The sequence below is a fragment of the Blautia sp. HCP3S3_C12 genome (genome assembly GCF_052064155.1).
In the GTDB taxonomy this organism is placed as follows: domain Bacteria; phylum Bacillota; class Clostridia; order Lachnospirales; family Lachnospiraceae; genus Blautia_A.
Window position 1 is genome coordinate 1 of the sequence record NZ_JBQHWC010000022.1, and the last position, 26,829, is coordinate 26,829.

The window sequence follows — 26,829 nt, forward strand, 5'->3', positions numbered from 1 at the left end:
ATACTCCTTTTCGATAAGAATTGTCATATCTGAATTCTTACCAAAAAGGAGTTATTTTTTACCAAAAACACAAACTATTTTACACTACCGATGCATCCACATGAAAACATTTTCCCGTATCCTCCGCGAGACAGATTACCGATTAAACAAAACATTTTATCTTGCCAGCCAGACAGCTTATATAATAGGACAATTAGAAGAAATGAGTGAAGAACAGGTTGACGGTCAACGACATAGAAGCATTTGACCGATATAAGCCCCTTTTGTTTCAAAACAGGAACACTATAAGGGGCATTTCTTTTTGGAAGCTCACACTATATATGGTATACATCAAGTAAATCATTATCTATATATAGCATTATAATGATTTTATTATCTATATATCTATTATAAGCCCCACTGCCCCACAACTATTTCGCATCTTTATATATCCCTACAGTCAATAATAAAAACTATTCTATTTCTAAATATATGCAGACACTTCAATGAAAAGCAGAGGGGCAATGGGGCAGACATATTACTTCTATTTCTTACAAACTTACATTATTACATATACAGTATACTGCATAGAGATTATTTTTTTACCCCTAATGGATGTTAAAATCTTCTAATCATATATGACTTTCGCAAATTTACATTGTAATTTGTAAGAAATAGAACCTTTTATATCAATCCCTGCAAATGTTTCACTTCCTCACTTGTTCCATAATTATCCAAAAATGCCTTGCATCCCTGAAAATCCACATTTCTCATATTGGTCAGCCTCCGTATTTTTGTCCAGTTCACAGGCTGCCCCTCTCGCAACAGTTTCCGATACGCCCATACTGCCTGACGCGCCCAGTATTCTTTCTGCGTCTCCTGATATTTCAAGATTTCTGCCTTGCATTTCGGCAGTTTGTCAAATCTCTTATCTGGAAATCCCATCTCTTTTTGTACAAGGAAAACTGTAATCCTCCGGGGTCGTTCGTCCCCTGTCTGATATAAGTGTTCAACGGTCTTTCTTACACTCGGCAGCATTTCCGCATCCATCTTCTCCCATGCAAATGTCCTTTTCCGTCTCTGAACTACCCGTTCCTTTCTTTCATAGCGTTTTAATACAGCCTCTCCAATCTTACATACCAAGTCATAATCTACCTGCAACTCTTCCGCCACCTGCTGATATACAGGCTCCCTGAGAGAATCTTTGACTGTATCAGGAATAACGGTCAGTTCCTCTACTGATATCCCTGCAAACATAGCCAGTTTACAGATATCAGAGAAATGATATCTCACACCAAGAAGGATTTTTTGCATCTGCCCTTTGGTCATACAAGCATCCTCCCCAAAGAACTCCTGATAATCCATATACAGATTATCCAGACTAAGGCTTGCCCCTGAATCTGTACGGGCATATCTCGCCAGCCTCAATTTTAAAAAATCTGCCACTGATATCTTCCCCTGAAAGTCCATTGCCGCCTCAAACACCTGACTGATATATTCTGTAAAAGCAATCTTCCTTCTATCCCGGCATATCTGTATTGTCTCACTCTGTGGAATTAACGTTTCCGCATCCCAGAACCCTGCTTTTTTCTGCCTGTCCATAGATACGTTACTTTCACATAAATAGCAGCCATGCCTCCTGCATATCTGTATCCCTTCTATCTGATGAATCCTATGCCAATATGTCTCGCCATGCTGCTCCCTGTCCTCTCTCGCGCAAATCGGACAATACCGCAGAAACCGCCCCGTCCCCCGTTGATTTTTTGGAATGGATAACAGATTGTTAAAGTTTCCATGCATTCTAAGCAGTGCCTCATATGCCTCCTGTTTTCTTTCTAATGGCAAAAACCTTCCATATGAGGAAAACATGGTATGTTCCTGAACCAGTTGTTCTATGTTACAGTATCGGTCTATCATCTCCATCACATCCGGCTTCATTTCATTGAGAAATTCTGTATCTGGTCTGGTATATTGATGCACATACAGGTCTTCCACCACATACGCAAAGGATAAATAACCTGACTTCACATAATAGCGTGATAACCAACTATATACCAATTCATCTGAATATAATTCTGGAAGAAACGCAATCATATCTCCACCTCCTCAACAGCAAAATGTTTCTGGAATATCTCCACTATATTTAAATTTCTTATCTTTGCATCAGCCACCAGTTCTTCAAGGCTTATTTCCTGCCCGTCCATATCCATTCTCATACTGTCTGAATCACCTGTTCTTCCTGTTTTCTCCTGATTTCCCACATCTTCCATATCCGCCATCTCTGTTTTCTCTGTTATCAATCCTTTCTTTTTCTTCGCAGAGGTCTGCTTTTTCCTTCTGACAGATGGTTCCAGATAATCATGCAGCATTGCCATCCTTTTCTGATATGCCTGTTCCAATGCTGTCATATCCAAGACATCTCTTCCTTCCAATATAGAAATCTCCTGTGCATCATGGATAAGGGCGACCAGTATGGAAATGTTCCCTCCACTATGTTCATAGAGCCATTCTATGATTCCATCAGTCAACGCTACGCCGCTTTTTGTATATAGATACCCCCACAGAACTTTACAGATTACAATAAAATCTTTATCAAACTCCATTGCCTCATACTGTAACCCAAGCGAACGCCTTGCCAACTGCATTGCCTGTTCAAAAAATACAATACTCTCCGGTGTTCCAACCATGCAGATACTGATACCAGAATTATTGATTAACTGCGTCAACATCCCAACCAGTTGTCTTCCATTCCGGCTATTCACCACATTCTGTATCTCATCCACTACTAATAACCCGATATGCTGTAACGCTACCTGGCTTACATTGCCAATCAGCATATCGGTTGTGGCTCTTGCACGCACCGCATTATGATAATATCGGCTCCCCAGCACTTCATCCACTTTTCTCAATATCTCCCATAACAATCCTTTTACAGAGGAATCAAATGGACACTGTACCACAATACAGGGGGCAATCTTCAGATATGGATTCTCCATCTCGATAACTTCCTTTTCTACTATCAATCTGACTGCCCGAAACACAGTCGAACTTTTCCCGATTCCAGATGCACCGATTATGCTGAATGAATCCGAACCTCCTAAAATACCGCCCTGATATTTTCTTCCTCTCACGCCTTTACAATTTTCATATTGCTGATGTACAGCCTGTATACTGCTTTTTTTCTGCAATGACCGCATCAATCCCATATACAGTTTATGGTAGATTTCTACTGACATCTGAGACGGAATATAGATATCATAAATGTCTGACAGTGCAATCAGACGCTCTGCACTGCTTTTTTCCCTGACCTCCGGGAGATAATCTGGATATTCCCCCATACATTCCATTAATTCCTGTCCTGTCTTCATCTCTGGAATCAGTTTAATTATCTCATTCATTACCTACATCTCCCTTCACAAAATCCATGTGTCTCTTTCTCTGTTCTCGCCGTCTTGTTGTTCTGATATCCTTAATCTTGGTGTCTTCACTTTTTCCTGCTCTTCCTGAGATATCCTGAATGTGTTTTGCAAGGTCTATCTTTGCCTGTAGATTATCTGCGGCAGCATCCTTTATCATCTCACTGCATCCTTCCTTCAATCCTTCCACATCCTCCAATGTCCTCTCCCGAAATCGGCTCTCAATCAATTCAAAAGGATGGAATCCCCCATCTTTCAGCAGCCAGACCTGACTCACATTCTCAGGATTATAAGCCACCGTTACGACACCACCCTTCAAATATTCTTCTGTATAACCCTCTGCATGGTATCTCATACCGTTGACCTTCAATCCATAACGACTAAATCTGCCCTCTGTTCTCGGTAAGAGTATCTGCACCATTTTCTCTCTGGACACATCAATCAAATCAGCTCCCGGCTGTTTCCGTCCCCATGCAAAAATAGATGCTGCATATGGTCTCACACCGTCCTCCATCATTGTCTCTGTATAAGGGAAATTCCCTACAATCCTCTGAGAGTTATAATAAAGGATGCATCTGAGGATGATAGTTTCAAAGTCACGCATAGTCAAACAAGCATCCTTCCTGTAATCATGCGCGCCACGCTCCTGATAATCCGACTCTATCACACCTTTTCCCTTTAAATATTTCTTATATTCTGACTGTATCAGGTCAAAAAATTTCTCTACTCTTCCTTTCAACTCCGGGCGGTATGCTGGCAGGTTTATGACCGATACTCCCAGTTCTGTTATCTGTTCAAAATTTCCCGACATATATTCTGTTCCCATGTCCGTTACCATCACACCGGGCAGACAGTCACAGTCCCACTGGTCTTTTTCTATCAGGACACCAAATTTCCTGCACCATTTCTTTTTATCCGCAACCACATTCAACATCAGATTCCTGAGTGAATAAACGCCGCCTTCCCAAAGCAGACTGTACCCATAACAGAATGAACTGTATGCATCCACACACGCCACCAGAATCGGTCTCCCAACCAGATTCCCGGAATCATCCACCAAATAGATGTCACAGATAGTTGAATCCAGCATCCCGACACCCACAGCGGCATATTCTTCCTGCACTCCATCACCCACAAGTGGTCTGTAATTCCTCTGATAATCTTTCAGACCATTCCTTGAAATATAATACGTCTGCATCTTCCGGTTTTTCCGGTAGAAATAACGAAATTGATGGATAGATGGATAATGCCCCTGCAACCGTCCTTCCCTGTCACAGTATTTTTCTTTTACCATCTGTGTATATGCGGTAGAAATACTCTGTTTCTTCTGAGTATAGTAATATTTGTTCAACGCCCAGCGCATATTTTTTTCATCCTGCGTCAGTTCCTTTTTCTCTGCCTTCTTTTCCTTTGGTGCCAACACCAGAATATTCTGATAGACCAGATATGAAATCAGATAGTTCTTCACAGTATTGATGCTGACCTCATACGTCCTGACCGCCTCGTCTATCAAAAAACTCCTTTTCTTTTTATCATCCACAAATGGTAATATCCCGGCAATCATATGGAATCTCTTATGCATCACTCTATTTGCTGCCGCAGAGATGTCTTCCGACAAACACATCCCTGTCTCTTCCAATAAATCATCTTCCGAAATTTCCACAGCGTCATTCAAATCTGACTGACTTATCCACCAAGGCATCCTGCTTTTTACACAATCCACCACCAGAGCCTTCCCCTCTTTTATCTTTAAAACTCTCAGAATCTCCGCATCTTTTTTTAATATCTCAGTCTTGTATACATCATTTTTCTGCATCAATCACCAACCCCCAATCTGTCACGCCATGTCTCAGCCAGTAATCTCTTGACGCATCCAGAAGTTTTACTGTCCTTGGTTTCATCAGAAATTTTCTCTCCACACATTCCCGAACCATGAAATCCCCGTCAGCCTTCACACACAGAAAATCAGAGGTATATTCTCCCTCTTCCAGACCATCCAGCAGAACATTGCACTGAAATTCCTTCACTTCATCCTCCTTTTCCAGCCTCTCAGCATATGCCGCCTGAATGTCACTGTATGCCCTCATCACATCCTTGCATTTTTTCAATTTCCATTTACGGCAACGACCCTTGAAATTCTTTTTTATCATCCTCTACAGTCCTTTCTGTTCTCCCAAAAGTTTCCCCAAAAACAGATTTCCAGTTTCCCGAAAAGAATTTTCCCAAGATTTTTCCCAAAATGCCCGTCAAAACGTTTTCCCAAAAATCATTTTTAGGAAGCGAGAATGCCCTGTTTATGCGGCTTCCCAAAAATGAACCCTCCCAAAAACGCTTCCCAGAAACGTGATTTTCACTTTTCTCCATGTCATTGTGCAACTCCATTTGACACTTTTTTTGTAAATCCGTTTGACACTTTACTATCTTTCCAAAACCGCTCCCCAAATCGGATAGCCACATGCACCACACACACGCCCCATCCGAAAATGAAAATTTCCCGTCTGCAAAACCACCTGCCCGAACTTCTTTTCTCTCTTTTTTTCCTTCTCATTTTCGTTCTTCTTTCAGGCACTTTTGCCACGTTCTTTGCGATTTTTATTTTTCTTTTCAAGTCCCTCAACCGCCTGTTTTCGCGGCTTTCAGGTTACTGCAAGGCATCCTATTGCTGATTCTTTTGATTCTTTTTATTCTTTTTTTAATTCTTTAAGACAAAAAAACCTCATCTCAGGGGAATCCCCTGAAACAAGGTTTCTGGTGGTTTTATGGTATTTTTAATTTCTTTTTTCTATCTTTCTTTTTGTCTTACTTACGCTCTGTTTCCATTTTTTCCCGCTTCCCCGTTACACTTCGGGTGCCGGAAATCATCAAAAGAAATCGCATAAAAAGTGGCAAAAGAACCTGCATCTGAACATTTCAAGCTACTCAAACTCGCAAATGAGTTTTTGTCACTATACAATTTTGTATAGGCGTTATGGTTCTATCTGGTTTTATATGTGTTCCACTATCCTTAGTCCACGGACTGTACTGAACGGTGTTATCAATTTGTTATCATATTTCTGTTATCAATCAAAAATTCTTGTAATATCCTGATACCGATTGATGACACGATAAATTTCTACATACTCGTTGCTTACCTTGTAGATAATCACATAATCTTCCCATATCGCATATTTATAGTCTGTCCGAAAGCTGACTCGCTTTGAAAGGTCTGAACCCATTCCCGGAAACATCTGGAGATTCTCAAATTTACCATAAATTTCCTTTATAGTCTTTGCGGCATATTCTTCACTATCTTCAGCGATGTAATCCCGGATATTCTTCAGGTCCTTTGCAACAATCGGGTTAATCCGTAATTTTAACATCTTATTCCCCCACAAGTGCCTTCAGTTCATCTAACTCCAGCCATCCCTCGCCGTCTTTCACTGCTTCTTCGGCTTCCTGCAGCTTCATTAAAAGCTTCTTTTCCGCACGATCACGTTCATAATCTTCAAAATCCATAACCACAAAACGTCCTCTACCATTCTTGGTAAGATATACAGGCTCGCCTTTATGGCAGTTCTTCAGGACTTCGTTATAATTTCTCAAATCAGATACTGGTAAAATACTTGCCATATTCTTTCAGCTCCTTCCTTGATTTTATATTGTTTCTGCTACTTATATTATACACAAAAAGCTGTAAAATTCAACGTGAATTTTTACAGCTTTCTATTATAACTATTCCTATTTTTTAATTCGACAAACTTGAAGTTGTAGGGGACAATACCTGATCAGCCTGCCTTGGCTTGTTTATAAAGGAGACCACTTTTGATCAGTAATAGCAGAAAAGCAACTATTATTGCATATGGTTCTTTCATCATTGCCAAAAACAAAACATCGATAACACTGCATCCTATAGACAATGCAGTAATCACCTTTTTGCCTTTTTCAAATTTGAAATAGACCATCAATATTTTCACAATCCCGATAATCGTTAAAGTGATGAACATTATCCAATAAATGGTAATAATCCATTTATTATTATCTACATACTCAAAAAGATTTACCGAATAGATATAACCATTGACCGGCTTGGGATACAGCGGAAGAAAAATAAGCATCAAAGAAAGCAAGTCAACAAATCCCCATAATAAGTCACATACACTATTGAGATTTGATTTGTTTTCTTTTTCTGCAATCAAAATCAACTGTTCTCCAGATAACAGATCATCAATCGACACAGAAAAATATCGAGATATTTCCTTTAATGAATCTATGCTCGGATATCCTCTTCCGGATTCCCATTTTGAAATTGCAGTTCTAGATACAAATAATGCCGCAGCCAGTTCTTCTTGTGTCATTCCCCGGCTTTTTCTTAATTCCTGAAGTTTTTCATGAAATTCCAAAACCTCCACCCCTTGCTCGTTTTATTTATTCTTTATTGACAGTATAACCGCTCCCTGATAAATAGAAAATAATCCAATGCTTAACAATACGCCACCTACAATATCCGTGAGCCAATGTACTCCCGAAATCAATCTGCCAATAACCATGAATGCCGAAAAAGCGATTGTTACAATCGTTATCACTTTTTTGACTGCAATGCTTGACAGCCTGCGCTGAGTCTGTTCGATCAAAGTCGGCATCACACACAATACCAATAGTGTAGTTGATGATGGATAAGATGCCTCCATTACTCCGTTAATTAAAATAGGTCTGTAATTGATTGGAATCATCTCAAAAAATATATATGCCAGGATCACGACAATATAATAAATACCCAGAATAATGATATCCGGATCCACCTTGAAAAGACTTCTTTTCTTAATCAACTGAACTAGTCCCACACCTGCAAAGATCAGGCATACTACGACAGGCACCAGCCCCATCCAATCAGTAATCGAATAAATCATCATGTGTACGCCTGTGAAGCGGTGAAACCAGCAATTGAGTGTTGCAAATCCAATATTCGTTCCGTTTTGACCATGAGGCTGCACATCTACCATCTGGATCAAAACTGTCCATAATACAAAAGTTGCAATGAATATTCCTCCAAATAGTAAATTCTTCATTCCGTTCTTTTTCATCATTCTACGTCCTTTCTATATGGGTTTGTCTTTTCGACACATTCACCTTATCAAAAAACATAAAATGATGATAGAATCGCTCGGTCACATACGTGATACGATTCGTATCATACCCGTAAATGCTTGTTTTTTCAGTATTTCCTTCTGATTATCTATCCCTGCAAATCCGGATTTATCTTTTAGCATTCTATCATGTTCTATTCTGAAATTCCACTCTTACATTTACAAAGAGTCGCCTTTCGGCAGCCCTCTTAACTTATATATAAACGATCTCTTTCAGTACAATTTTTTCAGCACTTGTTCTGATATTATTCATCAACCCGACCCACTTCATCTGATCCCGTATCTTCAATGTTTCTGTCACACTCTGTTCTTCTGCCATCTGCTTCATTAACATTTCGACCTGCTCTCTTGCATCCCGATCAATCTGATTCAGATGTTCAGTCAGCTTTCCAGTCAATAACAGGCACTGATATCTTGCTGGTCTATACTCTTTCAGATATTGTTTCCGCAACATTCCATATTTCCCATATGTCGGTTCTTCCTCATTCAGCACCAGACCCGGCAAATAGTAATCTCCATGCAAGGTATAGCTTAATCCGTTCTTTTCATCATAAATGTGTTTTTTCATGCACTTATATCTCCATTCCTCTGTTCTTTGTTTTATTTTTCTTACGCTGCTGATTCTCCATCTCGCTCTTTTTCGCACCCCATGCTAATCTTTCGTAAATGCTTCCTTTTGGCATTTGTTCCATCCGTCGTTTTTCTTCCAGTGCTTTCTGATTATGAATATCCTGCAGTACCGCAGCCTCCACAGTGTCTATTCCCATGACACGCACAACACGATCATATCTATCAGAAACACTTTGCAACATATTCTTTTCTTCTAATAATTTCTGATTGTCTTTACGCATATCATCCAACTCTTTCTGAACACTGTTATATGCCTGTTTTGTCTTCTGGTATTTATTTTTCCATTTCTCCACTTCTTTCGTAAGTTCTTTTACCTGGGCAGCCATTGCAGCAATCTTATTCTTCATTTGAATAAATAATGGTTTAACTTTTTTATCCCGATAGGTTCCTGCACGTTCCAATGCTCCTGCTTCCGGTAGAAGCGTTTTAACCGTCCCATATTCTTTTATTTCCTTACTGACATTATCTATGATCGGCTGTAACTGCTCCCGACGTTCTTCTAGGCTTTTTAATTCTATTTCTGCTTTCTCTGCCCGCTTTTCTGCAGCTTCTTTATCCCTGACCGCCTGTTCCTTATCTTCTTTCAAAAGCTGAATATCTGCCTTGGATTCTGCAATCTGTGCAGTCAGTCCCTCATTCTCTGCTGTCAGATACTCTTTTTCCTGCTCCAGAGCCTGAACTTCCTTCTTTCGTTCTTTTTTCTTGAAATTATAAACATCCAGATGTTCCTCATGGGTACCTTTCTGTTCCCATTCAATCCCATACTGCTTTGCAATATCTGCCAGCACTTCTTTTTCGTGGTTTATCCACTGATTTAATTCTGTGTCATGTTTATTTCCACCTTGAAATCCCAAACTTTTTAATGCCTGCTTCAGTGAAACTCTGATATCCATCCCTTTTCCTTTCCAACCAGTCACATAGGGAACAAAATCAATATGCAGATGTGGTGTAGCTTCATCCTGATGAAGATAACAGCAAAATACCCGGAGAGTTGGATTCCTTTTCTGAAAATCCTGCATATATTCATTCAACACCTTCACTGCCAGTTCTCCTTCTACTGTCCCTACAGCCATGTCTTCACAATTTCCAATCTGGAAAATGACCTCATGGAATAGTTTTTCCTGTTTTCCCTGCCGGATTTTTTCATAATAATTTGTAATCTGACGGTCTTTTCTTTTCCCCACATTGTATCGCTCCACAGAATCATCAAACAACTCTTTATAAACATCTTTCAGATTTTCATTCTGGTAACAAATATTCAAGTGTACTCTGTCCGGATCTACATTTTCTGCTATGAAATCCCTTCTGTTATGAGCCAGAGAACCAGCTCCGATCATACCGCTAATTGTTCTTTTCATGGTCATGCTTCTCACCTCCCCTTCTGAAACCAGTGCCAGACATGGCACATAAATTTGTATCTTCGCCAGTTATGGCGATAAAAAGAACTCTTCGCCGGATACGGCGGTTTTGTTACTTTTGTCAAAAGTAACGCAAAATCACTTTCGACAGCCGTACCGTCCATCAAAAGTCCCCTTGCGCCCTGCCGGGGGCAAGACGTCCGGGGACGTCTGTTATGCACCGACCGAATCGGAGCGAAGACCTATTCCTCCCGTTGGTCGGTTTACTCCTGCGTTACTTGTATGACTGACTTATCCCGTTATTCTCGCCCGGACATATTCCAAATCTCCGCAGTATGGTGTCCCCACCAGATACCATTCCCTTGCCGGATTCATTTCCATTCTGGTCTTGACCCACTGATCGTCAACCAGCACTTCCAGCCCTTCTCCGCAGTGAAATCCTGTGTCAATCCATAAATCTGATGATAATAAACCGTATCTTCCGTTATTGCTGTTATAACCTAATCTTCCTTCTCTCATTGTGTCACTCTCCCTTCATTTATCGTTTTCCATAGGGAGCCCCGTTTCAGGGCATCCTTCACAGCCATCAAACCACCAACGCACTGTCGTTTTATCCACAACCTTCCGTCTTGCATCTTACCAGCTTTCTCCTTGTCTGCTATCTACAGGTGCGTGACACGCTCCTGTCATAGGACAGACAACAAGAACTGTTACCATCGAAAGCTTTCCGGTATTCCCCGCCTGTCCAGATATTCCTGACGGGACTTTTCCCGTTCTTCCTCTGTCGGAGCAGTTTTCGACTGTGTATATAACTGCCGGTTTGCCATACGCTCCACTTTCTCCATAAGCCCTTTGCAAATTTCCTCCGAACAGCTTTGATCTTCCATCAAATGATAGGAAACCAGCTGTCTAAACAAGGCAAATGGTATCTGTACATTTTTTATTTCCATGTTGTCTCCTTTCAAGGTGGCAAGATGCCCTGTTCTTAAGAAATAGTCATCTTGCCATCTTCCTTTTATTCTGGAAGCATCCAGAACCATTGATTTCCACGTTTCACCGAATCAATCTCCAGTTCCAGTTTTGCGTTCCGTAGGGTTTTCTTCTTAATTCCTCGTTTTTCCGCTTCTTCTTCAATCTTTTTCTGTGCCATGCCACCATCAGCCAATATTTCCAACAGAAACTCCTTTGCCTTCCGGCTTTTCTGACCTCTGCTGTCACCACTGAGCAGATCATCCGCACTAATGTCGTATTCCCCGATCCACTCGAATCCAGTATCCTTATCTAATCGGAATGCAATTGATTTCCCTTCCGGTGCAAGGGAACTTTTCACATGGCATACCACACGGATTTCCGGTTCATCTTTAATCCGCCCAACAATCAGCACACTTCTGGCTGCCGCCTGAAAATCAATCGAACCCAATCCACGGTAAGAAGATTTTCCGTTACTGTTTTTGTTCATATGCCCGATCAGAATGATTGCACAGTGGTATTTCTCTGCAAGCACTGCCACACGCTTCATTAACGGACGGATTTCATTTGCCCGGTGCATATCCACCTCTGCTCCAAGAAATCCCTGTATTGGATCTAAAACTACCAGACGGGCTTTTGTCTGTATGATAGCTTCTTCCAATCTGGCATCCATCATGGTCAATGCCCGATCGTTATCATCAATTACCATCACTCTGGAACAATCTGCACCAGCTGCAAGAAGTCGAGGCTTGATAGTATCGCCCAATCCATCTTCTGCAGTCTGATAAATAACATTCACAGGTTCTATCGGGCTTTCCACTGGATTCGCATCAGAGTCAACGTTCTTTTCTGCTCTATCCTTCTCGTCTGTTGCCTGTTGTTGCTCTGGAAGAATTTTTTCGCCTTTGGTCAACTTCGCAATAATCTGAAGTACCATCGTAGTCTTTCCTTCTCCCGGATCTCCCTGAATAATCGTTACTTTTCCAAAAGGAATAAACGGATAGAACAGCCATTCAATCTGCTCTACTTCCACTGATTCCATATTTATCAGCTTCAGATCCGACTCCGTCCTTTTTATTTCTGTTTTCTTTGTCTCTACTCTGTTCGTTTCCATCGTTCCTCCTTATTTTCCCGTTGAAAGGAAGTGGAGATTTTGATAGAATACTCGTAGAAAGTTTTTGGTGAGTATTCTACCAAATCTCTGCCTTTAGGTGTTTGCCGACACTTAAAGGCATTTTCTATTCTTCCTTCATGCCATCCATCGTCACTGTGATCAGCCGGATTACTTCCAGTAAATCCTCCGGCACATCATCACCCTTTTTCAAACGTTTCAGTTCATTCAGAACCTTTGCCAGTTCATTTTTCAACGCCTTATACACTCTCGGATTTCCTGTCACTACAACCTCTTTTTCCTGCAATCTTCGGATAATATAATCCTGTTTAGTCAGACCGGACAATTTAACCGCTGTTTCCAGAAGTTCATCCTCCTCCGGTGATACCCGAAAAGCTACCGTTTTATTTCTCCAACGCCCCTGTCTATCCAAACATTTAGCTGACATACGCAAGTCCTCCTTCCCTATCATTTGGTTCTTCATTCATGTTTTCTGCATCCAACTGGTCTGCCATATCCTGCTGTACGGACGGGAACAGATGCGCATATCGGTAAGTGATCTTTTCTGCTGAATGACCAACCCTTTTTCCGATTGCCAGTGCTGTATAGCCCATGTTAATCAGCAAAGAGACATGTGTATCATGTTCTAAAGGATAATTCTAGGACACACAACAATTTACCAATACAACCGGCTTATCTGTAATAAAAACGAAAGGACGAAAAGCTATGAAACTTATATATGCTACATATAACCAGTACTGCAATAGTATAGATATAACCACTTTTGATAATATGCTTCTTCGCATAGATTGTAGTAAGGCGGAGGAAGGATTGAAGATCACACCAAATTCACAGTGCGCATTAAATGCTCTTGCGATTGATGAACCTATGGAGTATGCACGCTTAGTGTTGGATGGAGAAATGCAAGCTTGGATTGATGCAGAAGATAGTTTAGAAGTGTGGTAATTTTTCGGGCGGATTGCTATAGATTAGCAGTCCGCCTTTTTCAAAATCTTTACAAAAATATAAGTGGAATGTAAGAGATGTGCGTGGTACAATAGGAAGTGAAATTTGAAGTTAGTGGGGGAATTACAATGGGCAGAGGTTTAGTCAGACGAGTTCTGCTGGTTGCAGCATCAATACTTAATTGGATATTTTCAATAGGATATATAAGAGAAATATATAATGTAATGTTGGGCAAAAATTTAATCAAATATGTGGACAACATAAATATTGACGGTTCTGATTTTACACCATTAGCTAACCTTACAGTTGCGGGAGTAAACGGATTGACGATTTTTCTTGTGATAGGCTCAGCTGTATTGTTTGCGACGATATTTATTCTGATTTTCGCAATATTGCTTAGGGTAACAACAATCAGAAAGCAAGACATAGTTACGGAATCTGAGATAATATTTACCAAATGGTTAATTATTGTTTCTTCTGTTCTTGCCTTTATAGTCGGCATTTTGTCTGCGAACATAAAACTGATTGGGTGTGTCATAGGCTTGTCGTGGCAGCAACCGCTTTTCATGATGTTGATATACTATCTGCCCTTGAAGAATCGATTTAAGAAAGGAACGGAAATTGCTCATACGGAACTGTAAATTAACTTGCAGTCTTGTGGAGAGATTGAAAGTAACAGAAGATTTGAATTTGACGGAGGTATAGTAGATGAAAATAAAAAACCCTATGTTGGTAGTAACGGATATTAATAAGTCATTGGAATTTTATATAAAAGTTTTGGGGCTTCATGTAATTATGGATTTTGGTGCAAATAAGACTTTGACAGGTGGTTTGGCACTGCAAACACTTGAAACTTGGAATGAATTTATTGGTACAGACAACGTTTCATTCGGTAGTAATAGTTCTGAAGTATATTTTGAAGAGGATAACTTTGACAAATTTGCTGATAGACTGAAAAAGTATGATGTGGAATACGTCCATCCTATCAAGGAACATTCATGGGGACAGCGAGTGGTTAGAATTTATGACCCTGATAAACATATTATTGAGGTTGGCGAGAACATAAAAGTAGTTTGTAAACGTTTCTTGGATAGTGGCATGACACCAGAGCAAGTGGCAGAAAGAATGGATGTACCAATGAAATTCGTAAATGCTTGTATACGCTAAAGTTCAATTTATAGGAAAAGTAACTTTGAAGTTGGAGATGTGTAAGGATGATTGAGATATGTTCAAATTGTGGGAATTACGAATGGGACAAAGAAATAATTGAAAATAAACTTCGTTGCCCGAAATGCGGTGCGGAATGGGAGTTTAAATCCTTGCCGTTACTTATTCTGACAGGGTGCAGCGGAGTAGGCAAAACTACTACGGCGATTGAGATTATGAGGAGAAAAGTTGATTTTGTAGTATTGGATGCTGATATTTTCACAGGCTTTATAAACTGGGATGATGAGGAATCCTGTAATAAATGGGTTGAAATTATTGCTAATATTTCAAAGGATATTATACAGTCAGGGACACTGGTTTTGTGGACGATGGCGGGATGCCTTGACCGTTTTCCGAAAGTATACAACAGTCGGTATTTTAGTGAGATTATTTGTTTGGCGTTAGTTACGGATGAAGATTCTTTGAGACAACGTATGCAAGAGGGCAGAGGAATAACGGACGAGAACTGGATTAATAGTTCATGCGATTATAATCGTTATTTTATGGAACATACTCAGGTGGGGGATACCAAGTACGAGTTGCTGGATATATCAATGAAATCGCCCAAAGAAGTGGCTGATGATGTGATAAATTGGGTGCATGGAAAGGTTTTTGTGTAAAAACGAAATCAAGAGTTTGGACGAAAGCGATAGGTTAAGCAGATAATGGAATATTTATATTGTAAAGATGATAATTTTCAGGATTTTGCAAGTGGTCGGGTTCTTTATGGAGGAAAAGGAATACCGAATTTCCCGATTCGATTGTTGCTTGAAATTTACGGTCGGGCACTGGAGCGTTCGAATAAAAAAGAGGATTTAGTCATATATGACCCTTGTTGTGGGGGAGGCTATTCCCTTACAATTCTTGGATATTTTCAAAATAAGTATATCAGAAAAATATATGGTAGTGATATTGATGAAGATATGGTAGCTCATGCAAAGAAAAATATATCCTTACTTACTGATGTTGCTTTGAAAAAGAGAAAAGCAGAGATAGAGGAACTTTACAATTCTTATGGTAAGGAATCTCATAAGGAGGCATTAGATAGTTGCGATAAATTAAGCATTATGCTGGGGAATGATATATCGACAGAGATTTTCCAAGCGGATTGTACGATGCCTTTGCCGGAAATATTGCCTGATATAATTATTACGGATGTTCCATACGGAAATTTGGTGGAATGGGAACAAGGTAAGAATTCCATGGATGCTATGTTGGAACAGTTATGGAGAATTTCGCATGAAAATACAATTTTAGCTGTATGCATGGATAAAAAGCAGAAAATCAATTGTGAGAAATGGGAAAGGCTAGAAAAGCAAAACATTGGGAAACGAAAATTTGAAATTTACAAAAAGTAAGAATTTTGAAAAGCCTGACTATGTAAATGAGGCAATGGAAACTTTGAATTTGCGCTTCTATAAGGTGGAATGTGTTGACACAATAAATACAGTATGATAGTATTATCATTAGAAAAAAGGATGGCACATTTCGTGTAAGGTGAGGAAATGATTAATAGATAATTTAATTTAAGTAAGACACATATAGTTATTGAGCCTGTAGAAAATAGGTTTATTTTTGTGTACGCTTAAGTTGGATTATCGCAAGAGGCATTTCCTTTGCTTTTCCTTAGGGAAAGGAATAAAGGTCTATTTGGCGAGTCTATTTTTGCGTATGCAAAAAAGGCTCGTTTTTGTGTGTACAAAAATAATTGACTCGTGTTTCGAAAAGGAGGAACTTTATGTTACAGATAAAGAAATTAAATTTAACACATAAAAAAGACCTGAGAGTAATTCTTGATGATTTCAACCTTGTGCTAAATGATGGAGATAAAGCAGTTATCATTGGAGAAGAAGGGAACGGAAAATCAACATTAATGAAGTGGATATATGATCCATCGCTTATAGAAAACTATATAGAAGCGGATGGGGAAAGAGTAATGGGAAACGAACGTTTTGGTTACCTTCCGCAAGAGATGCCCGATGAAGATAAGAAAAAAACCGTATACGAGTATTTTTCTGAGGAAGAAATATTCTGGGAGAAAACGCCAAAAGAACTGTCTGTTACTGCAGGAAAATTTGGAATAAAAAATGATTTTTTCTACAGTAGTCAGATGATGGGGAGCCTTTCAGGAGGAGAAAAAGTCAAGGTACAACTCATGCGGCTTTTTATTCGCGATGTTTCTGTGCTATTGTTAGACGAACCTTCAAATGATATTGACATTGCGACGCTTACATTACTGGAAAAAACCATAAATGAATGGAAACATATTGTGCTTTTTATTTCACACGATGAAACATTGATAGAGCGTACCGCCAACATGGTAATACATATCGAGCAGATTAAGCGAAAAACAGAAGCGAGATATACCGTGGCCAAGCTTCCCTATAGAAACTATGTGGAGGAACGGCTTCATAAATTTGAACTTCAAGAACAGAGGGCACTATGTGACCGTAGGGAAAAAAAGATTCGAGATGAGAAATATCAAAGAGTGTCTCAGAGTGTGCAAAGCGCATTAGCAAATTGTTCCAGACAAGCGCCGTCGGTGGCAAAGAATTTGAAGGACAAAATGCACACAGTTAAGGCTATGGGGCGAAGATTTGAAAGAGAAGACGAAAATATGACGCAAATGCCGGAGCAGGAAGAAGCAATCTTTTTTAAATTAGGAGATAAAAACGCATACATTCCAACAGGGAAAACGGTCATAGAATATGAACTTTCAAAGCTAATGACTCCAGAAGGCGAAAGAATTTTGGCAGAAGGAATTTATTTGAAAATAAAAGGATCAGAGAAAATCTGTATTATAGGAGCCAACGGGGCAGGAAAAACGACTCTTCTAAAAAAGATAGCGGAAGAACTTATGAATCGGAATGATATTAAAGCAGAATATATGCCCCAAAATTATGAAGATTTGTTGGAGCTATCTGTTACACCGGTTGATTACCTTGATAAAACAGGAGATAAAGAAGAGCGTACAAGAATTAGAACATACCTAGGTTCACTTAAATACACGCCAGATGAAATGGAGCATCCTATTCGGGAGTTGTCTGGTGGACAAAAGGCGAAAGTGCTTCTTTTGAGGATGAGTTTAAGTGGTGCGAATGTTCTTATTCTGGATGAGCCTACAAGAAATTTTTCACCATTATCCGGCCCGGTAATAAGAAAAATGCTCCGAGAATTTCCAGGGGCTGTCATTAGCATTTCTCACGATAGAAAGTACATTGAAGAGGTGTGTGATAAAATATATCAGCTAAATCCTAATGGATTACAGTTAATTAGTGAGTGATAAAAAAGATGAAAGACTGACAACTTCCAGTTTGAACCGCCTTTGTATTACTCTCCCGTGAGCAGATTTCATCTGCCCATGGGAGTACTTTTATGCATTAATGGTAACTGCCCTTACAACTGCCATGATACAAAAAATTCAGACCTGCCGAAAGAATAAGCCACCAGCTTAGCACATTAATATCTACCGGAATCAGTGAAACAGATAACATTGACAATGTAACACTGATAACACAAAGTGCTACGGACACAGCCTTTCTAAGTTCTGCAACACCAGTGTTTTTGTAATATTGCCATCGGTCATCACACTTTTCTGTAATCCTGTCAAATGCTATTTTCGCAAGTACAAATACACCTGCCGCAATCCCAACAGACACTAAAGCAATAATACCAACTGCCACATAGGAATGGACATACTGAGCCAGATATTCATAGCACCACTGATACACCCTACAAAGCAAATTTGAAATGTTCATCACATTCCTGCCACGATTCAGAAACCAATCAGGTATGGTGGCAACTACATCTTTGTTGACAAAAAAGATATAACCAGTTTGAACAATGCTGATAAAAGCAATTACCCATGTCCATACGCCAAGTGTAGCGGTTTGCGTTCGCAACTTTTCCTGTAACTGTATTTGCATATCTGCTTTTACTTGCTTGCGGATATGCTTAGCTTCAACGGAAATATGATTGTTAAAATCAGCTTCCAATGCCTTCGCTTTCATTAAGACAACATTAGCGTTCTCTGCCTTTTTCTCGGCTTCTGCGAAGATTCTCTGAGCCTTCTCTTTCTCTGCCAGCACCTGCTGATTTTCCTTTTTCAACTTCTCGTTCTCCACCAGTACCAAATCGCTCTCTGCTAATCTGGCGATATGAGCGTTCAAGTTCTGATTCTCTTGCGCTATTGCGTCCAGAGTTGATTGCATGGATTGTATCTGCGATTTCAGCTTTTGCCTGTCGGATAAATGCGTCTGTATCTGATTCTCCAACTGATTTATCCGATGACGGTAAGTTTCGTTCTCCTCCATAAGTGTCTCCGACAGACTCAACAAGTCGTCTTCGTTCTTTAAGTTTTCTGATTCGTTCATCTCGTTCCCTCGCTTTCTCTTTTACTCTTTGCATAATTTCTGCAATTGCTGATTCTGTGTTTGCAATCGCAGATTCTGTCCGGCTAATTCCTGATTCTCTGCCGACAGCTTGGCATTCTCTTCGTTCAATTTCTTCAGCAATTCGTCCTGCTTCTGAATCGTATTCCGAAGAAAATCCAACTCCTTCTGCTGTTCCTCCATGATGTCCAGCATCTCTTCCTGTGAGGAAAAAATCTTCATGATTTCCTCCAAGGTATCCTGCAATTCGTTCATATAAAAAACGTCCTTTCTCTATAATGGTCTGTTGTAATTCACGGACTGTCTGTAACCATTTTGTCTTAAGTGAATTGATAGCTTTTACAATCCGGTTGTATTCGCACCGATTAGAAACAAAGCCTGCCTTCTCCATCTTGCGGGCACGATACCCTTCGTGGATGGTAGGCTCTAAATCCAGCTCCTGCCGTTTGTAACTTCTGTGGTCAATCTGCTGTTCCAAAGACAGATATTCGTTACAGATATCTGCCCATGATTTTCTCCAGATTTCTGCTTTACTGTGTTCGTTCCAGTCATTTGGTTCTACAGTAATGCGTTTCCAAAGCTTTTCATTCCGTTTACCAAGCTTCTGCTCTCCGGTAGCAGGGTCAATGAGTGGAATGCGGTTTCCGTCTTCATCAAGGGCATAAATCTTCTTTTCCTTCTGTGCCCATGTGCCATCGGGTTTGATGCCACGCATGGTCAGCATAATGTGAGCATGGGGGTTGCCATCACCCTTATCATGCAATGCCCAGTCGGCACACATGCCAACGGAAACAAAATTATCCTGCACATACCTTCTTACAATTTCAATCTGACATTCCCTTGAAAGCTCCTTTGGAAGTGCCACTTCTATCTCTCTCGCAAGCTGTGCGTTGGATTTCTTTTCTGCCTTTTCCACCGCATTCCATAATACATTCCGGTCAGCATATTCCGGCGGAGCATGTGCCGGAAGTGCAACTTCTGTAAATACAACTCCACGCTTTTTCGTAAAGTCATGAACAAGACCTGTGCGGTCATCCATGAGCTTTTCGCCGGAGCGGTAGGCAGAAGAAGCAACTGCCGATTTTCCATCACTCCTGCTAATGATTTTGATACTGCAATGATAAATTGACATAGTGCATATCCTCCTTCGTTAAAAGTGCATATTCTTATGTGGAAGAACGCCGGAGGGGTTCTTCCTATGGGAAGCAGACCGTTCCGAAAGTTTATCTTTTAAAACCCAGATGCTTCCCATAAGCCTCGCAGAGCGCGCGCAATAGACAGGCTCTGCCTGTCTATAAGTGCGCCCTTCTCCCTAAAAAGAGAAGGGAATCAGGAAACTCCTGACTCCCCAACTTCCTCTTTTTTCATATCTGTATCCGGACCTTTTTGCATTGCTTTGGAGAAAAATTTCCCGTTGGCTTCCTGCTTATTTAGAAATGCAATCAGCTTAGGGATTTCTTCCAGCTCAATACATCTTCCAAGAACTGACTCCACCGCCGCACCAATTTCAATCAGACGGTGGGTACGGATTTTCCGTTCTTCCTCCTTCTTTCGTTTCTCCAGCTGCTTCTTTTGTGCCTCATAACGCTTCAGTTCCTGTGCCAGCTTCTCGATCCTTAAATCCTTCTCCTGGATTCTTTCTTCATAGGTTTTGGTTGATTTACCCATACAAAACTCCTTCCTGCTGATGAAATATCAGCTTAAAAACAATTGATTTGTGCAACAATTACTCTGCATCCGGTATACCCTGCTTCCGGTTGGCAATATCATTTGCCATCAGATGCAAAAGCTTATCCTCAAAGGTAGCTGTAGTATTCTCTGCGAAAAACACATTTACCTTATAGGTGGTCTGTCCTTTTCTTTTGGTAAAAGAGGACATCGCCTGCTCTTTACTTGCTGTCTGCTCCATAATTATTTCACCTCCTCCTTGAAATGTGAACATATGTTTGCTATAATCAAAGTATCTTTGACGGACTGCGACAACGGATAAGACAAATCTTCATAAAATCCGGCTCCTTTCTTATGGTATTAAGTAATCTTTTTTCGATAAATAAGATTACTTCCTCACCTATAGGAGAAATGCAGTCCCAAAACGGAACTGTTTTTTATAAAAGTTTTGAAAATATTTTTTGAAAGGTGGTGAATCCCTGTTGAAGGAATGTACAAATGATTATTTTGAAGAAGACATGCCGGAAGATGACCTGACGGATGCCCTTGAACGGGAGAATGCCGCTATTCTTGAAATAGAACTTGAGATGGAAAATGAGCCGAAAGTATCAGGGATACCGGAAGCATCAACAAGAAACAAGCTGAAACGTGAACTGGAACAGGAAGCACTGACACGTCTTGAGGATTCTGCCAGAACCGAGGAGGAATTTGCAAATGTGGTTACATGGTGGAACAGGTTTGATGCCAACCGGGAACGTAAGGAACGCTACCATGAAATAGGAAGATCGGATGTTCCCCTTGAATGGGGAATGTCACCGGATGAGATTGTAATTCCTGCTCCCATCCGGCATGTTTTCTGGAAGCAGATACTGAAAGGGGATTTCCTTGATGCCATTTATGACTGCCCCTTTGAAATACATGAGCTGGTAACAGACGAGGATATTTCTAAAGCAATCTTTGCGTTAAAAGATGTACAGAAGGAGCTTTTATATCAGCTTGCCATTAAGGGATACTCCTGCCAGTTAATTGCAGCATGTAGAGAGCAGACCGACAGAAATATCCGAAAAATCCGTGACACCATGTTAAAAAAGCTTCGTAAATCCTTTATGCAGGCACTACAAAACAGAGTGGATAATCACATTTCCCTTACGAAGACGGAGCAGATTTTTTATGATACCTATCGGTCACTGATTACGGATAAAAAGAATAAGAAAACGAAAGAAATCACAAATACCATTTGACCTTGTAGGACATGCTTGGTATGATAGTAATATATTTTCCAATGATACAGATTACATTTTAGAGCAGACAGATTGGAGGCTTTTATGAGTAACCTATTTAAGAGAACCAGCTCCAACTGGGCACGTTATGACAAATATGAATGGAAGGAAGATAAAGAAGGTACGTTGTACATCACACCTTCACCGGATGCGAAAGTGTCTCTTTATAATCCGCTAAAGGATTCGGAGCAGATTGTATTAAAGGCGGTAAACCTTGGATTGATGTGCATGGACAAAAATAATACACAGGAACGTTTGCAGAGTGCCATTATGGATTTTGTTACCTGTTACGGACTGCTTGGATTTATGACAGCACTTCCTACCACACCGGACTTTATTACCTACCATGCGGTATATTTGCCGAAGAACCATTTCATCAAAGAGGAAAGCATGACTACGGAAAAATATCTTTCTTACTTCTTTCCCTTTGATAAGATTGATTTTGTAAAAAAAGGGATGGAATCTTCATGGAGTACGGACGATGTGCAGATGATGGCACTGATTATGACCATGAAAAACAAATCGCAGGCAGTAATGATGAGTTTCCAGAAAGAATATGCAGAACGGTATGACTGGCTTGTGACTTTATTTAAAGACTGGGCATTTACCTTTATGTCAAGCTTTCTCTACTATCAGGACTTTGACATGCTGGATGATATGCAAAAACAGCTTTACCGTCAGGGCATGGCGGCATTTGGCGGTATTGCACCAACCTATCACATAGAGCTGCTTGACCGACCTACCATTGTCTGGGATTTCCACTCCCTCTTACTTGGTGTGCAGATGATGTTTTCCTTTATGCTTACCGATGAAAAATCCACACTCCGGGTATGTAAGCATTGTGGCAATGCTTTTATTGCCAACAGACCAAACAGCGTATTCTGCAGCGGCAAATGCAAGAACCAGTATAATGTGTATAAGAGCCGGGCGAAGGATAAAGAATAAAGAAAGGACGGCTGATTTATGGAAAAACTCAATGTCGATGGTACTGAAATACAGGTATTACAGATTGAAGAAGATGATTATATTTCTTTAACAGATATGGTGCGAAAAATTGATAACGGACCGGCATTGATTGAGAAGTGGCTTCGTAATAAAAATACAATAGAATTTCTTGGTATATGGGAAGAAATGTATAACGAAGATTTTGATATCCATGCATATGAAGAAATTATGCAGGAAGCTGGTCTGAATCGTTTCATTATGTCGGTTAAGCAATGGGTAACCAGAACCAATTCAAAAGGTATCATAGCTAAAGCTGGACGATATGGTGGAACATACGCATACAAGGATATTGCATTTGAGTTTGCAAGTTGGGTATCTCCTCAGTTTAAGCTGTATCTGATTAAGGAATTTGAACGGTTAAAAAAGAAAGAACAAGCTTTACTTGGCTGGAGTGCGAAAAGAGAGCTGGCAAAAATCAATTACCGAATACATACAGATGCCATAAAAACAAATCTGATTCCAGCTGAGCTTACACCACAGCAGACCTCTGTAATCTATGCATCCGAAGCAGATGTATTAAATATGGCATTGTTTGGTATGACTGCCAAGCAGTGGCGTGAAGAACATCCTGACAAAAAGGGGAATATCAGAGATTATGCTAGCATTAATGAATTGATTTGTCTTTCCAACATGGAAAATATCAATGCAGTTTTGATTGAAGACGGATTAAGTCAGAAAGAACGTCTGATAAAATTAAATAAGATTGCCATACATCAAATGTCCATTTTGGAAGAACAAAATCCAAAGGTATTGAAGTAATTCAATTGCATTTTTCTAATTCCCCCGAATTCGGGGGAATTAAAATTTATAAGTTTTACAAAACAGTTCCGATTTTCTTTCGGATTTCTCCTATTAGTGAGACAATAATTATTTTTACACAAACCAGCTTATTCGTGGTAGAATAAAACCACAGATAAGCTGGTTGTTTGTTTTGAAAGGAGAATCTTATGAAAACAAAACAACCGGAACTTAACAAAATCACTGCACTCTACGAGAGATTATCCCGTGATGATGAACTGAGTGGTGACAGCAACAGTATTATAAATCAGAAGAAAATGTTGGAGAAATTTGCAACCGAGCAGGGATTTGTCAACCTACGTCACTATACGGATGATGGCTGGTCGGGAACCAATTTTGACAGACCTGACTGGAAGCGTATGCTTGCGGATATTGAAGATGGCACTGTAGGATGCGTTATCGTAAAGGATATGAGCCGTATCGGACGTAATTACCTTGAAGTAGGCTTTTATACGGAAGTGCTGTTTCGAAAGAAAAATGTGCGATTTATTGCCATTTCCAACAATGTGGACAGTGCTCTAAACGATGGCAGTAACGAATTTGCCCCATTTCTTAACATTATGAATGAGTGGTATGTACGTGATACCAGCCGGAAAATCAAATCCGTACTTCATAATAAGGGAATGGATGGAAAACATCTGACAAGCAACGCAATTTACGGGTACAAGAAAGACCCTGATGACCCAGACCATTGGATTATTGATGAAGAGGCTGCCACAGTGGTAAGACGTATTTATCAGCTTATCATTGAGGGAAACGGACCGATGCAGGTGGCAAGGATTCTGAAGGATGAAAAGGTTGAAAGACCTTCCTATTATCTTGCAAAGCAGGGACTTGGAACCTGTCGGGGAAGCTGTGACATGAACAGACCATTCACTTGGACTGCTTCTACGATTTCAGACCTTGTAAGAAAACCTGAATATATGGGGCATACAGTAAATTTCCGTACCAAAAAGGAATCCTACAAGGATAAACATTCTGTGCATAATTCACCGGAGGACTGGGTTATCTTTGAGAATACTCAGGAAGCGATTGTGGACGAAGAAACATGGCTTACTGTTCAGAAAATCCGTGAAACCAAGCACCGTCCCACCAAGAAAGGTGACATCAATCCTCTGACCGGACTGGTATATTGTGCTGACTGCGGTGCTAAGATGTTCAACCACCGCACCGGCGGTTATGAAAAGAGGGATAAGGATGGTAATCCTACCGGAAAGTACACCAATGCACAGGACAATTACACCTGCTCCACCTACAGTAAGGCAAAGAGCAAGTTTGAAAACAGATGCACACAGCATCATGTCCGCACGGATGTTATCAGGGATTTGCTTTTGGAAGTTATTAAAGCTACCAGCACTTATGTGATGGAGCATGAATCCGAGTTTATCGAAAAGGTTCGCAGTGCTACGGAGCTTCAACAGGAAAGCGAAGCCAAAGCACTGAAAAAACGTCTTTCCAGAGAGCAGAAACGTATCAAAGAATTAAATACCCTCATTAAGAAAATCTATGAGGACAATGTAAATGGGAAGCTAAGTGACAAGCGGTTTGAAATGCTTTTGGCTGACTACGAAACGGAACAAAATGAATTGGAATTATCAGTAGATGCTTTAGAAAAGACTTTTAATGACTATCAGGAGAATGCTGATAATGTAGATAAGTTTATTGAACTTGTACACCGATACACAGATTTCACAGAACTTACTACTCCTATGATTCATGAGTTTGTTGATAAAATCGTGGTACACGAAGCAGACAAATCAACCGGTGACAGAATTCAGCAGATTGATATTTATCTCAAGTATGTGGGTAAGCTGGATGTTCCGATGCCGGAGCTTACACCTGAACAGATAAAAGAAGAAGACCGCAAACGCCGTAAGCGTGCATGGAACCGTACTTATATGCGTCGCAAATATGAGCGTGAAAAGGCGGAACGTGAGGCAAAAGAAAAAGGGTTATCTGAGGCAGTCAGATAGACTGTCCCAGAAATAACCCTGTGAAAGTGAAACATGGCTGTGTCTGAGATCATGCACCCGGATTTTTTTCACACCGCTTGCTTTGCATCCTCTTTCCATTTCATGGTTCAGATAATACTTAGTTACAGGGAAAATACGGTCATCCGGCTGCAGGCTGTAATATAACTTCAAACAATCCTGCATTTCGTCACATAAGAACTTTGGCATAGTTACAGTACGGACACTGTTCTTTGTTTTCGGAGTGCTGATCACATCTTCTCCCTTTAAACGCTGATAGGATTTGTTGATCCGCAACGTTCTCTTCTGGAAATCGAAATCCGCAGGAGTTAAAGCCAAAAGCTCCCCGGATCTGATTCCGCACCAGTACAATAACTGGAACGCATAGTAGGAAAGTGGTTTATCCATCATTTCTTCTGAAAACTGTTTATACTCTGCCTTTGTCCAGAAGAGCATTTCCTTGCTTTCTTCTGAGCCGATTGTGCCAGCTTTCCTTGCCGGATTCATGCTAAGATCATAAAACTTGATCGCATGGTTGAAAATCGTACTCAACTGTCCATGGATTGTTTTCAGATAAGTAGGGGATAAAGGTTTTCCTTTCCTGCTTGTCAATTTGCGAAGCTCATTATGCCAGTCCAAAACATCCTTTGCGGTGATTTCTGACACCTTTCTTTTTCCCAGATAGGGTAAAATCTTGGACTTGATAATATTTTCCTTTGTAAGCCAGGTACTCTTTTTCAGCCTTGGTCTCACATCTTCCTCATATAATTTGCAGAAGCTCTCCAGTTCCATATCCATACTGGCTTTCTTCTGGAGTATGAACTGCTGCTCCCACTGTGCAGCTTCTCTTTTTGTTGCAAATCCTCTTTTGCATTTCTGCTTACGTTCGCCGGTCCAGTCCTGATACCGTACCATAACGTACCATGTGTTATTGCTTTCAGTCTTGTAAATTGCCATTC

General features: G+C 40.3%; 32 protein-coding genes and 1 pseudogene. 11 read left to right on the plus strand and 22 right to left on the minus strand.

What is annotated here, in order from left to right:
- The coding region (locus tag ACTNDS_RS14195; RefSeq protein ID WP_441036518.1) for a hypothetical protein at positions 1 to 247 on the plus strand (247 nt) is incomplete at its 5' end.
- 416 nt (positions 248 to 663) lie between these two features.
- On the opposite strand, the gene ACTNDS_RS14200 is transcribed toward ACTNDS_RS14195, so the two are convergent.
- The 17 genes and pseudogenes from ACTNDS_RS14200 to ACTNDS_RS14280 form a co-directional block, all read right to left on the minus strand.
- Positions 664 to 2,073, minus strand: coding sequence for a TniQ family protein (locus ACTNDS_RS14200; protein WP_441036520.1), 1,410 nt, complete (start codon positions 2,071 to 2,073; stop codon positions 664 to 666).
- Positions 2,070 to 3,377 carry a TniB family NTP-binding protein gene (locus ACTNDS_RS14205; RefSeq protein WP_441036522.1) on the minus strand — a complete coding sequence of 436 codons (1,308 nt, stop codon included), beginning with the start codon at positions 3,375 to 3,377 and terminating at the stop codon, positions 2,070 to 2,072. The genes ACTNDS_RS14200 and ACTNDS_RS14205 overlap by 4 nt, the downstream gene beginning before the upstream one ends.
- A complete protein-coding gene (locus ACTNDS_RS14210; RefSeq protein ID WP_441036524.1) occupies positions 3,370 to 5,211 on the minus strand; it encodes a Mu transposase C-terminal domain-containing protein in 1,842 nt (613 codons plus the stop codon). Before ACTNDS_RS14210 ends, ACTNDS_RS14205 begins: the two co-directional genes overlap by 8 nt.
- Entirely contained in the window at positions 5,198 to 5,545 is a 348-nt protein-coding gene (locus ACTNDS_RS14215) for a hypothetical protein (RefSeq protein ID WP_441036526.1), read from the minus strand. The genes ACTNDS_RS14210 and ACTNDS_RS14215 overlap by 14 nt, the downstream gene beginning before the upstream one ends.
- Complete coding sequence (locus ACTNDS_RS14220) at positions 5,511 to 5,759, minus strand: hypothetical protein (RefSeq protein WP_441036528.1); 249 nt, start codon at positions 5,757 to 5,759, stop codon at positions 5,511 to 5,513. Before ACTNDS_RS14220 ends, ACTNDS_RS14215 begins: the two co-directional genes overlap by 35 nt.
- 1 nt (position 5,760) lies before the next feature.
- Positions 5,761 to 6,003: a hypothetical protein gene (locus ACTNDS_RS14225; protein ID WP_441036530.1), complete on the minus strand. Its 243-nt coding sequence runs from the start codon at positions 6,001 to 6,003 to the stop codon at positions 5,761 to 5,763.
- Positions 6,004 to 6,454: 451 nt separating this feature from the next.
- Positions 6,455 to 6,754 carry a type II toxin-antitoxin system RelE/ParE family toxin gene (locus tag ACTNDS_RS14230; RefSeq protein ID WP_055262129.1) on the minus strand — a complete coding sequence of 100 codons (300 nt, stop codon included), beginning with the start codon at positions 6,752 to 6,754 and terminating at the stop codon, positions 6,455 to 6,457.
- Position 6,755: 1 nt separating this feature from the next.
- Positions 6,756 to 7,004 carry a type II toxin-antitoxin system prevent-host-death family antitoxin gene (locus ACTNDS_RS14235; RefSeq protein WP_055262131.1) on the minus strand — a complete coding sequence of 83 codons (249 nt, stop codon included), beginning with the start codon at positions 7,002 to 7,004 and terminating at the stop codon, positions 6,756 to 6,758.
- 155 nt (positions 7,005 to 7,159) lie between these two features.
- Entirely contained in the window at positions 7,160 to 7,774 is a 615-nt protein-coding gene (locus ACTNDS_RS14240; RefSeq protein ID WP_055261444.1) for a helix-turn-helix domain-containing protein, read from the minus strand.
- A 21-nt stretch (positions 7,775 to 7,795) separates the two neighbouring features.
- Positions 7,796 to 8,458, minus strand: a complete 663-nt coding sequence (locus tag ACTNDS_RS14245) for a phosphatase PAP2 family protein (RefSeq protein ID WP_055261446.1) — start codon at positions 8,456 to 8,458, stop codon at positions 7,796 to 7,798.
- A gap of 253 nt (positions 8,459 to 8,711) precedes the next feature.
- The gene (locus ACTNDS_RS14250) at positions 8,712 to 9,086 is read right to left on the minus strand and encodes a TnpV protein (RefSeq protein WP_055261448.1); all 375 of its coding nucleotides are present in this window, start codon (positions 9,084 to 9,086) and stop codon (positions 8,712 to 8,714) included.
- A gap of 4 nt (positions 9,087 to 9,090) precedes the next feature.
- Positions 9,091 to 10,512 carry a plasmid recombination protein gene (locus tag ACTNDS_RS14255; protein WP_055261451.1) on the minus strand — a complete coding sequence of 474 codons (1,422 nt, stop codon included), beginning with the start codon at positions 10,510 to 10,512 and terminating at the stop codon, positions 9,091 to 9,093.
- A gap of 285 nt (positions 10,513 to 10,797) precedes the next feature.
- The gene (locus tag ACTNDS_RS14260; protein ID WP_022092901.1) at positions 10,798 to 11,025 is read right to left on the minus strand and encodes a DUF5348 domain-containing protein; all 228 of its coding nucleotides are present in this window, start codon (positions 11,023 to 11,025) and stop codon (positions 10,798 to 10,800) included.
- 191 nt (positions 11,026 to 11,216) lie between these two features.
- A complete protein-coding gene (locus ACTNDS_RS14265; protein WP_427786934.1) occupies positions 11,217 to 11,450 on the minus strand; it encodes a complexin-2 in 234 nt (77 codons plus the stop codon).
- Positions 11,451 to 11,521: 71 nt separating this feature from the next.
- Entirely contained in the window at positions 11,522 to 12,589 is a 1,068-nt protein-coding gene (locus ACTNDS_RS14270) for an AAA family ATPase (protein WP_022092900.1), read from the minus strand.
- Between the two features lie 124 nt (positions 12,590 to 12,713).
- Positions 12,714 to 13,034 carry a plasmid mobilization protein gene (locus tag ACTNDS_RS14275; protein ID WP_022092899.1) on the minus strand — a complete coding sequence of 107 codons (321 nt, stop codon included), beginning with the start codon at positions 13,032 to 13,034 and terminating at the stop codon, positions 12,714 to 12,716.
- Positions 13,024 to 13,224, minus strand: a pseudogene (locus ACTNDS_RS14280) (site-specific integrase); the annotation flags it as partial. The pseudogene ACTNDS_RS14280 and the gene ACTNDS_RS14275, both read right to left, overlap by 11 nt.
- Before the next feature lie 88 nt (positions 13,225 to 13,312).
- On the opposite strand from ACTNDS_RS14280, the gene ACTNDS_RS14285 reads away from it, so the two are divergent.
- The 6 genes from ACTNDS_RS14285 to ACTNDS_RS14310 all read left to right on the plus strand — a co-directional run bounded on the left by ACTNDS_RS14285 (position 13,313) and on the right by ACTNDS_RS14310 (position 18,041).
- Positions 13,313 to 13,552, plus strand: coding sequence for a DUF6061 family protein (locus ACTNDS_RS14285; RefSeq protein WP_119202560.1), 240 nt, complete (start codon positions 13,313 to 13,315; stop codon positions 13,550 to 13,552).
- Positions 13,553 to 13,680: 128 nt separating this feature from the next.
- A complete protein-coding gene (locus tag ACTNDS_RS14290; protein ID WP_346793724.1) occupies positions 13,681 to 14,193 on the plus strand; it encodes a hypothetical protein in 513 nt (170 codons plus the stop codon).
- 67 nt (positions 14,194 to 14,260) lie between these two features.
- Positions 14,261 to 14,719 (plus strand): VOC family protein, encoded by a 459-nt coding sequence (locus ACTNDS_RS14295; RefSeq protein ID WP_118408994.1) that lies wholly within the window; start codon positions 14,261 to 14,263, stop codon positions 14,717 to 14,719.
- A gap of 47 nt (positions 14,720 to 14,766) precedes the next feature.
- On the plus strand, positions 14,767 to 15,378 hold the full coding sequence (locus ACTNDS_RS14300) for a hypothetical protein (RefSeq protein ID WP_235359923.1): 612 nt from the start codon (positions 14,767 to 14,769) through the stop codon (positions 15,376 to 15,378).
- A gap of 45 nt (positions 15,379 to 15,423) precedes the next feature.
- Positions 15,424 to 16,116, plus strand: a complete 693-nt coding sequence (locus ACTNDS_RS14305) for a hypothetical protein (RefSeq protein WP_118408998.1) — start codon at positions 15,424 to 15,426, stop codon at positions 16,114 to 16,116.
- Positions 16,117 to 16,496: 380 nt separating this feature from the next.
- Positions 16,497 to 18,041, plus strand: a complete 1,545-nt coding sequence (locus ACTNDS_RS14310) for an ATP-binding cassette domain-containing protein (RefSeq protein ID WP_346793722.1) — start codon at positions 16,497 to 16,499, stop codon at positions 18,039 to 18,041.
- A gap of 97 nt (positions 18,042 to 18,138) precedes the next feature.
- Here the strand turns inward: ACTNDS_RS14310 and ACTNDS_RS14315 are convergent, their stop codons facing one another.
- From ACTNDS_RS14315 to ACTNDS_RS14330, 4 genes are all read right to left on the minus strand, one after another.
- Positions 18,139 to 18,867 (minus strand): hypothetical protein, encoded by a 729-nt coding sequence (locus ACTNDS_RS14315; protein ID WP_238297854.1) that lies wholly within the window; start codon positions 18,865 to 18,867, stop codon positions 18,139 to 18,141.
- Positions 18,779 to 20,281 (minus strand): MobQ family relaxase, encoded by a 1,503-nt coding sequence (mobQ, locus tag ACTNDS_RS14320; protein ID WP_238297853.1) that lies wholly within the window; start codon positions 20,279 to 20,281, stop codon positions 18,779 to 18,781. The genes ACTNDS_RS14315 and mobQ overlap by 89 nt, the downstream gene beginning before the upstream one ends.
- 197 nt (positions 20,282 to 20,478) lie before the next feature.
- Positions 20,479 to 20,817, minus strand: a complete 339-nt coding sequence (locus ACTNDS_RS14325; protein ID WP_238297852.1) for a DUF3847 domain-containing protein — start codon at positions 20,815 to 20,817, stop codon at positions 20,479 to 20,481.
- Between the two features lie 58 nt (positions 20,818 to 20,875).
- A complete protein-coding gene (locus ACTNDS_RS14330) occupies positions 20,876 to 21,058 on the minus strand; it encodes a transposon-encoded TnpW family protein (protein ID WP_238297851.1) in 183 nt (60 codons plus the stop codon).
- Between the two features lie 241 nt (positions 21,059 to 21,299).
- On the opposite strand from ACTNDS_RS14330, the gene ACTNDS_RS14335 reads away from it, so the two are divergent.
- From ACTNDS_RS14335 to ACTNDS_RS14350, 4 genes are all read left to right on the plus strand, one after another.
- A complete protein-coding gene (locus ACTNDS_RS14335) occupies positions 21,300 to 22,058 on the plus strand; it encodes a hypothetical protein (RefSeq protein WP_346793721.1) in 759 nt (252 codons plus the stop codon).
- A gap of 84 nt (positions 22,059 to 22,142) precedes the next feature.
- Positions 22,143 to 23,042, plus strand: coding sequence for a hypothetical protein (locus ACTNDS_RS14340; RefSeq protein WP_238297849.1), 900 nt, complete (start codon positions 22,143 to 22,145; stop codon positions 23,040 to 23,042).
- Positions 23,043 to 23,060: 18 nt separating this feature from the next.
- A complete protein-coding gene (locus ACTNDS_RS14345) occupies positions 23,061 to 23,861 on the plus strand; it encodes a KilA-N domain-containing protein (RefSeq protein ID WP_238297848.1) in 801 nt (266 codons plus the stop codon).
- A 188-nt stretch (positions 23,862 to 24,049) separates the two neighbouring features.
- A complete protein-coding gene (locus tag ACTNDS_RS14350; RefSeq protein ID WP_238297847.1) occupies positions 24,050 to 25,873 on the plus strand; it encodes a recombinase family protein in 1,824 nt (607 codons plus the stop codon).
- Here the strand turns inward: ACTNDS_RS14350 and ACTNDS_RS14355 are convergent.
- A complete protein-coding gene (locus tag ACTNDS_RS14355; RefSeq protein WP_441036536.1) occupies positions 25,853 to 26,827 on the minus strand; it encodes an Arm DNA-binding domain-containing protein in 975 nt (324 codons plus the stop codon). The two genes, ACTNDS_RS14350 and ACTNDS_RS14355, sit on opposite strands and share 21 nt — an antisense overlap.
- Positions 26,828 to 26,829: the final 2 nt, after the last annotated feature.

Excerpts from the sequence above, each read along its gene's own strand:
- ACTNDS_RS14325 (WP_238297852.1), bottom strand. The coding sequence starts at position 20,817 with ATGGGTAAATCAACCAAAACCTATGAAGAAAGAATCCAGGAGAAGGAT.
- ACTNDS_RS14245 (WP_055261446.1), bottom strand. The coding sequence starts at position 8,458 with ATGATGAAAAAGAACGGAATGAAGAATTTACTATTTGGAGGAATATTC.
- ACTNDS_RS14305 (WP_118408998.1), top strand. The coding sequence starts at position 15,424 with ATGGAATATTTATATTGTAAAGATGATAATTTTCAGGATTTTGCAAGT.
- ACTNDS_RS14200 (WP_441036520.1), bottom strand. The coding sequence starts at position 2,073 with ATGATTGCGTTTCTTCCAGAATTATATTCAGATGAATTGGTATATAGT.
- ACTNDS_RS14250 (WP_055261448.1), bottom strand. The coding sequence starts at position 9,086 with ATGAAAAAACACATTTATGATGAAAAGAACGGATTAAGCTATACCTTG.
- ACTNDS_RS14260 (WP_022092901.1), bottom strand. The coding sequence starts at position 11,025 with ATGAGAGAAGGAAGATTAGGTTATAACAGCAATAACGGAAGATACGGT.
- ACTNDS_RS14270 (WP_022092900.1), bottom strand. The coding sequence starts at position 12,589 with ATGGAAACGAACAGAGTAGAGACAAAGAAAACAGAAATAAAAAGGACG.
- ACTNDS_RS14255 (WP_055261451.1), bottom strand. The coding sequence starts at position 10,512 with ATGACCATGAAAAGAACAATTAGCGGTATGATCGGAGCTGGTTCTCTG.
- ACTNDS_RS14220 (WP_441036528.1), bottom strand. The coding sequence starts at position 5,759 with ATGGAGAAAAGTGAAAATCACGTTTCTGGGAAGCGTTTTTGGGAGGGT.
- ACTNDS_RS14295 (WP_118408994.1), top strand. The coding sequence starts at position 14,261 with ATGAAAATAAAAAACCCTATGTTGGTAGTAACGGATATTAATAAGTCA.
- ACTNDS_RS14340 (WP_238297849.1), top strand. The coding sequence starts at position 22,143 with ATGAGTAACCTATTTAAGAGAACCAGCTCCAACTGGGCACGTTATGAC.
- ACTNDS_RS14275 (WP_022092899.1), bottom strand. The coding sequence starts at position 13,034 with ATGTCAGCTAAATGTTTGGATAGACAGGGGCGTTGGAGAAATAAAACG.
- ACTNDS_RS14285 (WP_119202560.1), top strand. The coding sequence starts at position 13,313 with ATGAAACTTATATATGCTACATATAACCAGTACTGCAATAGTATAGAT.
- ACTNDS_RS14215 (WP_441036526.1), bottom strand. The coding sequence starts at position 5,545 with ATGATAAAAAAGAATTTCAAGGGTCGTTGCCGTAAATGGAAATTGAAA.
- ACTNDS_RS14210 (WP_441036524.1), bottom strand. The coding sequence starts at position 5,211 with ATGCAGAAAAATGATGTATACAAGACTGAGATATTAAAAAAAGATGCG.
- ACTNDS_RS14300 (WP_235359923.1), top strand. The coding sequence starts at position 14,767 with ATGATTGAGATATGTTCAAATTGTGGGAATTACGAATGGGACAAAGAA.
- ACTNDS_RS14345 (WP_238297848.1), top strand. The coding sequence starts at position 23,061 with ATGGAAAAACTCAATGTCGATGGTACTGAAATACAGGTATTACAGATT.
- ACTNDS_RS14235 (WP_055262131.1), bottom strand. The coding sequence starts at position 7,004 with ATGGCAAGTATTTTACCAGTATCTGATTTGAGAAATTATAACGAAGTC.
- ACTNDS_RS14330 (WP_238297851.1), bottom strand. The coding sequence starts at position 21,058 with ATGGAGCAGACAGCAAGTAAAGAGCAGGCGATGTCCTCTTTTACCAAA.
- ACTNDS_RS14205 (WP_441036522.1), bottom strand. The coding sequence starts at position 3,377 with ATGAATGAGATAATTAAACTGATTCCAGAGATGAAGACAGGACAGGAA.
- ACTNDS_RS14310 (WP_346793722.1), top strand. The coding sequence starts at position 16,497 with ATGTTACAGATAAAGAAATTAAATTTAACACATAAAAAAGACCTGAGA.
- ACTNDS_RS14350 (WP_238297847.1), top strand. The coding sequence starts at position 24,050 with ATGAAAACAAAACAACCGGAACTTAACAAAATCACTGCACTCTACGAG.
- ACTNDS_RS14230 (WP_055262129.1), bottom strand. The coding sequence starts at position 6,754 with ATGTTAAAATTACGGATTAACCCGATTGTTGCAAAGGACCTGAAGAAT.
- ACTNDS_RS14355 (WP_441036536.1), bottom strand. The coding sequence starts at position 26,827 with ATGGCAATTTACAAGACTGAAAGCAATAACACATGGTACGTTATGGTA.
- ACTNDS_RS14290 (WP_346793724.1), top strand. The coding sequence starts at position 13,681 with ATGGGCAGAGGTTTAGTCAGACGAGTTCTGCTGGTTGCAGCATCAATA.
- mobQ (WP_238297853.1), bottom strand. The coding sequence starts at position 20,281 with ATGTCAATTTATCATTGCAGTATCAAAATCATTAGCAGGAGTGATGGA.